The organism is Halorubrum sp. CBA1125, assembly GCF_009742825.1.
In the GTDB taxonomy this organism is placed as follows: Archaea; Halobacteriota; Halobacteria; order Halobacteriales; family Haloferacaceae; genus Halorubrum.
The window spans coordinates 1-6370 of record NZ_WPCE01000168.1; the positions used below are offsets into that span (position 1 = coordinate 1).

Here is a 6370-nt window from a genome sequence, read left to right on the forward strand (position 1 = left end):
TCGTTCGGCTACGAGGCCGAACACTACGCGATGAGCAAGGCGATCGGGCAGAACCTCTACGAGCAGGTGGACGAGAGCGACGGCGACGCGGTCGTCGCGCCGGGAGCCTCCTGCCGAACGCAACTGAAAGACCGCGACGTCGACGCCGGCGAACCGCCACACCCGGTCAAGAAGCTGGCGGCGGCGCTGGCGTAGTCGGCGGCTGCGGCGCTGTACCGCTGTCGACAGCGAGGGAATCGTGTTGGCACTCCCAGCCGGTCACTCGCAGCCGCGGTCGGCAGCGTTCACCGGTCCCACGACGGAACCCACTCGACGTTCGCGGTGACGACCGAGATGAGGTAGGTGAACACCGGAAACAGCACCGCTATCGCCGCCAGATACGAGAGGTCCAGCGTTCCCGGACCGTCGAAGAAGAGGCCGGTGTACTGGAGAACGGCGAGTGTGAGTACGACCGCAATCGTGTCTCCGGCGTATTTGGAGGGAGACGGCCTCGGGAACCGCATGGATGCCGCTACTTCGGCGAGATGGAAAGTACTTTTCCGCCACTCCCGATTCCCGCGACCGCAGACCGGGAGCGCGCTCAGTCCCTGTGACGGGAAGCGGTCTCGTCGCGCTCGCGGTCGCGGCGGCGGTCCAGCAGCCGCCCGATTCCCTTGCCGGGACCGCCGTCGATCGGCCATCCCTTCGTCCGCCACCCGGGCGGTTCCGGAGCGAACTGCGGACACGATCCCGAGCACTCCCGCGCGGTCGGCAGCTTCCCCTTCGCCGCGCAGTGCGGCACCAGCGCCCGGCCCTCGCGGCGGAGCTCGAAGTGCCGGCAGTCGGGGCGCATCGTGTCGCGGAACGACCGCCACCCCTTCCCGTAGGCGCGCTCTGCGATCTCCAGCCGGCGGGTCGTCGTCGCGTCGTCTCGCGAGTCGCCCGTCGGCGAGAGGTCGCTCGGGTGCCACGCCACCGCGGCGGCGTCGCCGTCGACGCCCGCCGCGAAGTCGGTCGCGAGCACGCCGGCCTCGACGGGCATCTCACGGAGGAGGGCGCGCTCGACGCGGTCGCCCGTGGTCTCGGTCGCGAGCCACACCTCGTCGGCGAGGGCGGTCTCGACGTCGTGTGCGAGCTGGTCGGCGAGCCGGTCGGCGGCCGAACGGTCGAGGTCGGGCTTGTTCTCGATCGCGACGATCCGCCGGACCCAGTCCGGGTACGGTCGCTTCCGGCGGATCTGGATCCGGTTGCCGTTCCGGCGCTCCTCGATCAGGTCGCGGCCGGCCGCCCGGTGGACGGCCTCGCGGACGTACCGCCACGGGTACTCCGGGTCGGGGAGCGCGTCGCGGTACCACGCCCACTCGGCCGGCGCGTGGCGCACCACGTGGAGGAGGTCCGAGTCTATCGCCCGATCGCCGAACGCGCGCCGCGCCGCGAACGCGTCCGGGTCGACCTCGACCACGACCGTATCCCAGCGGCGTCGCTGCGTGCCGAGCTGCCGGGAGACGACCGCGGGACGCGTCCCCTCTCCGGGGTGCCACGACAGCTCGGCGTAGCGACAGACGAGCAGTTCGTACCCGAACTCGGCGTCTGGAGTCACAATGGATCTGGTCGGAACCGGTGACGAGTCGGCGGGCCCTCGCGGGGCGGTGAACCGCTCCCCGCGGAGCCGGACGCCCTCGCCGCCCGGATATCAGACGTAGTCTCCCGTCTCCTCGTCTTTACGGTCGTCGAGGAAGTCGTGGGCCTCCTCGAGGATCTCGCGGGGACCGTCCTGAGTGATCGTGTTGACCGCCTGGTCGTAGTCGCGCCACTGCAGGTCGCGGTGCTCCTTCGAGATTTCGGCGCTCGCCTCGAACGAGCGCGCGATGAACAGGTGGACCGTCTTGTGGATGGTGTTACCGTTCGCCTCGAAGACGTAGTCGTACTCCTCGCGGAAGCCGTCGATGAGCCGGAAATCCTCGATCCCGGCCTCCTCGGAAACCTCCCTGATCGCCGTCTGCTGGAGCTCCTCGTCCCCCTCGACCCCGCCTTTGGGGAACTCCCAGTCCCCCGGCCGGCTCTTCAGGAGCAGGTACTCCCGTTCGCCGCGGGTGTCGCGGAAGAGGATGGCTCCAGCGCTGGTCGCTTCGACCGTCATTAGCGTCAGGTAAGCAACCACCCCTAAAGAGGGTGTCGGACTCACGAACGCACCGGCCGTTTCAGCCGCCGTCGACCGATCTGCGCGCCGAGCGCTCGCCGATACGACCCCCCATATTCAACGGAGCTCACGGCTCGGTAGGTGCGCTTTTACATCTCGGGCGACCATGGACGCACGACCCCCAGCCATGACCTTCGTCACGAAACTCTCCTTCGCGTCCGGCGACCGCGACGTGCTCGCCGAGACGGTCCAGGACCTCAAGTCGACGCTCGAACGGAAGGGTGCCGAGTGCAAGGGTCCCCACGCCACGCCGGCGGAGACCGTCCACGTCCCGCTGTACAAGCGCCTCCGCTCCGGCGAGGAGTTCCCCCAGTGGAGCTACTCCGTGTACAAGCGGTCGATGGAGATCCACGGCGCCGACGACATCGCCCGCGAGGTCGTCGCCCGGGACTTCCCGGACTCGATCCACGTCGAGGTCGAGGTCGACCAGAAAAAGCCGCTCGGTCACCGACGAGACTGACGCGGCGGAGCGACGTCTCGCTCAGAACAGTCCCGCCGGCTCAGAACAGCGCTTCGTCGGCGTCGAGGACGCGTGCCGGACCGCCGACCTTCCAGACGTCGGTGTCGATCCCGACCTCGGCGATCCGGGACTCGACGCGGTCGACGTGGGCGGCACGGGTGTTGACGTACACCGAGGCGCCGGTGTCCGTCGAGAAGTAGACGGGGACGCCCTCTTCGCGGAGCTCGCGAACCGCGTTGAACACGGCGATCGTCTCCGGCTGCCAGTACACCCAGCCCGCGGGCCCGGTCATCGTCGTCGCCGTCAGCGAGAGCGAGTCGTGCTCGGCGGTCTCGAAGATCCGGTCGAAGTCGCCCTCGCGGAGCGCGTCGGTCATCTCGACGAGCTGGTCCTGCACGTGAGCGGTCCGGGCCTGCATCATGTGGCTCGCGGCCGCCTCGCGGTGGGCCTCCTCGGTCTCCTTGTACGCGGGGACGTGCGCAGCGACGACGCGCAGGTCCGCCTCGGGGTCGAACCCGTCCGGCCCCTCGCCCACGTCGAGCCGGTACGACCGGCAGTCGGCGTCGTTGAGCCCCGCGTCGAGCCGGGAGTAGGCGCCGGTGACCGCGCGGGCGGCCGAGGAGGAGCCGCGGCGCGCGATCGTCGAGACCTCCGGGAGCGAGAGGTCGAGTCCCGCGGCCTCGACCAGGGCGAGCGCGGCGGCCGCGAAGCCCGACGACGAGGAGCCGAAGCCGATGTTCGACGGGAACGAGTTCTCGCTCTCCAGCCGGACCGCGGCGTCGATCCCGGCGCGCTCGCGGACCTGGTCGACGACGGCGTCGATGCGCTCGGCGGCCCGCCCCTCGACCGTCTCGCCGCCGATGACGTAGACGTCCTCGCTCGCGTCGGGTCGCCACTCGACCGTGGTCGTGGTCGCCGTCGGGGCGGTACAGAGGCTGATGCTGTCGTGGTACGGGAGTCGGCGCTCCGGGTCGCGCATCCCGTGGTACTTGACGAGCCCCTGGATCGGGTGGGCCCGCGCGGTGGCCTTCTCGGTCATACGTCGGGAAGCGTCCGGCGGGGGATTAGGCGTTGCGATGGGCGGGAGGTAGCACAACGCGTCTCGTCGCGTGCTCAATACGCGGATCTCCCGGATCTACCCGGATCTCCCGGATCTACCCGGATCTCCCGGATCTACCCGATCTCTCCGCGCCGTCGGAATCCGAACGGTCCATCCGCTTCCGTCCCCTCAACGGCGACGAGATCGAGGGGAACTCTTTTGCGCTGCCGCGGGATACTGCGCGTCATGACCGAGTACACCGTCGAGTTCGTCGGCACCGGCGAGACGATCGAGGTGGCCGACACGGAGACGGTCCTCAGTTGCTGTCTCGAGGAGGGGATCGCCCAGGAGTACTCCTGTCGGGTCGGGATGTGTCTCGCGTGCTCCGCCGCGATCGTCGAGGGCGAGGTGACCCAGCCGGCCGCCCGCGGGCTCACCGACGAGGAGGCCGAAGACTACGCGCTCACCTGCATGGCGCGGCCCCAGTCCGACCTGAAACTCGACCGCGGGAAGTACCCGCCGAGCATCGAAGACGCGTCCGCGACGGAGGCGACCGACGCCGACGGGGCGGCCGCCGACGACTAACGGATCAGCTGCGTCGTTCTCTTCGTCACCGGGATCGCCAGCGTCGCTCCCCCGCTCGTCTTCTCGTCACCGGGTGTTCTCACCCCGTTACCGCCGCCTGCCGATAGTCGCGATCCCTCCGGCACCGAAGACAGACAGCATCGGAGACAGCCAACATCGGAGAACAGCCAGTACGCTCCCAGCGCGTGAGGATCTTCGTGTCTCGTCGACGGACGCTAACCGGAACGACTCCGACTGATTTGATATAGCGATATATAGTGTATTCGATCGGTCTCGGACGCATATCGTCGTCAGAAGATACTCATCTCGCGCGACTCGGCCACCGTGACGCTCCGCACATCATCGACAGTCCGCAACCGTTACCTCGGACGGTCACGCAGCGGGAGGTATGGTCGAGTCCGACTGGGGCGACTGGCTGCCGCGAGCGATCGCGGACGCCGACCCCGACACGGTGACGCTGTGGTACCTGGGCTGTAACGGGTTCGCGGTCAAGGGACGTGACGGAACGGTCCTCTGGATCGACCCGTACGTCGGGACGGGTGACCCCCCGCGGACGATCCGGATGATCCCGGTGCCGTTCGACCCCGAAGACGTCACCGTCGCGGACGCGGTGTTGGCGACCCACGAGCACTCGGACCACGTCGACGGCCCCTCGCAGGCGCCGATCCTCGCGGCCACCGGGGCCGAGTTCGTCGCGCCCGACGACTCGCTCGCGGTCGCCCGCGAGACGGAACGCTGGACCGACGAGTACGACGTCGAGGCGGGCGCGTTCCGCGAGGTGACGGAGGGCGACGAACTCCGGGTCGGCGAATTCACGGTCCACGTCGTCGAGACGCACGACCCGGACGCGACGCACCCGGTGGGGTACGTGCTCGAACACCCGACGGGAACCGTGTTCCACGCGGGCGACAGCAAGCCGGCCGACTCGTTCCCCGGAATCGCGGACCGGTTCGACATCGACGTCGGTCTCCTCGCGTTCGGGTCCGTCGGCAACGTCCCGGACAAGGAGACCCGAGAGCCGGTCCGGACGAAGTGGTACAGCGACGAGAACGAGATCGTCAAGGCGGCGGAGGACCTCGAACTCGACCGGCTCGTCCCGACCCACTGGGACATGTGGAAGGGGCTGACCGCCGACCCGACCGCGCTCCGCGAGCACGTCCGGAGCTTCGCGTATCCGGAGCGGCTCGAGATCGTCGAGATCGGCGACCGGATCGACCTGTAAGGCGAATCCGGGCCGTCATGCATCCGCTGTGCATCGCATTCGGACCGCCAGCGACATCCTCGGAGCGCCAGCGACCTCCTGCGGGACGTGAGGGTTATCAGCGCCGAAATCCGGCCCGTGGAATTTAAGCCCCTGCTCTGGGACGTGCCGGTATGAGCGAACGGACGGCAGACACGTCGACGACCGTCGACGAGGACGGTATCCGCGTCGAGAAGTCCTTCACCGACGACGCGTTCCCCGTACCCGCGGTGACCTACGACCTCTCCTCTGACCGCGAGGACCCCGTGCGCGTGCGTGTCGTCGACCGGGTCCCCGAGTCGTTCCCGATGGACCGGGTGGGGTTTCACCCCGAGTACGAGAGCGAGAACTGGACCGCCTACAAGGACCACCGCGTGGAGTTCGAGCGCGTCCTCGACCCGGGCGAGAGCATCGAGACCGTCTTCGGGATCCGCGACGAAGACCCCGACGTCGACGGGTTCCTCGGGACGCCGGTGATCGAGCACGTTCCGGTCGGCGAGGAGATCGAAGACGTCCTCGGGGCCGGCGACGCCGACGCCGTCCGCGAGGTGCTCTCCGGCGATCGCACGACGCTTCCCGGCATGGAAGAACAGCTCGACGTCGAGGACGACGAGGCAGAGAGCGAACCCGATGACGAAGGTGACGTCGAGGGCGACGAAAGTGACGTCGAGGGCGACGAAGCGGACGCCGAACCAGGTGACGAGGCAGTCGCGGACATGGACGACGCCGCCACAGATCACCCCTCTCCACGCGACATCTCCGGCGACCGAACGGCAGCGGTCACGGGACGGACCGACGAGCCGGACGCGGACTCGTCGACGGCGGCCGAGACGACCGCCGCAGCCGACGAACCTGCCGAGGCCGACG

At 68.9% G+C, this 6370-nt stretch carries 8 protein-coding genes and 1 pseudogene; 5 read left to right on the top strand and 4 right to left on the bottom strand.

Annotated elements, in window-relative coordinates; all coding sequences use genetic code 11:
- The coding region (locus GJ633_RS12880; RefSeq protein ID WP_156589148.1) for a hypothetical protein at nt 1-195 on the top strand (195 nt) is incomplete at its 5' end.
- Between the two features lie 89 nt (nt 196-284).
- Here GJ633_RS12880 and GJ633_RS12885 read toward each other — a convergent pair.
- The 3 genes from GJ633_RS12885 to GJ633_RS12895 all read right to left on the bottom strand — a co-directional run bounded on the left by GJ633_RS12885 (nt 285) and on the right by GJ633_RS12895 (nt 2119).
- A complete protein-coding gene (locus tag GJ633_RS12885) occupies nt 285-503 on the bottom strand; it encodes a hypothetical protein (protein ID WP_156589149.1) in 219 nt (72 codons plus the stop codon).
- Nucleotides 504-580: 77 nt separating this feature from the next.
- Nucleotides 581-1579 (bottom strand): DUF5787 family protein, encoded by a 999-nt coding sequence (locus GJ633_RS12890; RefSeq protein WP_321169078.1) that lies wholly within the window; start codon nt 1577-1579, stop codon nt 581-583.
- A gap of 93 nt (nt 1580-1672) precedes the next feature.
- On the bottom strand, nt 1673-2119 hold the full coding sequence (locus tag GJ633_RS12895; protein ID WP_156589150.1) for a bis(5'-nucleosyl)-tetraphosphatase: 447 nt from the start codon (nt 2117-2119) through the stop codon (nt 1673-1675).
- Between the two features lie 187 nt (nt 2120-2306).
- On the opposite strand from GJ633_RS12895, the gene GJ633_RS12900 reads away from it, so the two are divergent.
- Complete coding sequence (locus tag GJ633_RS12900) at nt 2307-2639, top strand: uS10/mL48 family ribosomal protein (protein ID WP_156589151.1); 333 nt, start codon at nt 2307-2309, stop codon at nt 2637-2639.
- Nucleotides 2640-2679: 40 nt separating this feature from the next.
- Here the strand turns inward: GJ633_RS12900 and mvaD are convergent, their stop codons facing one another.
- Nucleotides 2680-3678 carry a phosphomevalonate decarboxylase MvaD gene (gene mvaD, locus GJ633_RS12905; protein WP_156589152.1) on the bottom strand — a complete coding sequence of 333 codons (999 nt, stop codon included), beginning with the start codon at nt 3676-3678 and terminating at the stop codon, nt 2680-2682.
- Nucleotides 3679-3924: 246 nt separating this feature from the next.
- Between mvaD and GJ633_RS12910 the strand changes: the two genes are divergently transcribed.
- The 3 genes and pseudogenes from GJ633_RS12910 to GJ633_RS12920 form a co-directional block, all read left to right on the top strand.
- A complete protein-coding gene (locus GJ633_RS12910; protein WP_156589153.1) occupies nt 3925-4263 on the top strand; it encodes a 2Fe-2S iron-sulfur cluster-binding protein in 339 nt (112 codons plus the stop codon).
- A gap of 388 nt (nt 4264-4651) precedes the next feature.
- Nucleotides 4652-5485, top strand: coding sequence for an MBL fold metallo-hydrolase (locus GJ633_RS12915; RefSeq protein WP_156589154.1), 834 nt, complete (start codon nt 4652-4654; stop codon nt 5483-5485).
- A gap of 152 nt (nt 5486-5637) precedes the next feature.
- Nucleotides 5638-6370 (top strand): annotated as a pseudogene (locus GJ633_RS12920) (DNA polymerase V family protein); the annotation flags it as partial.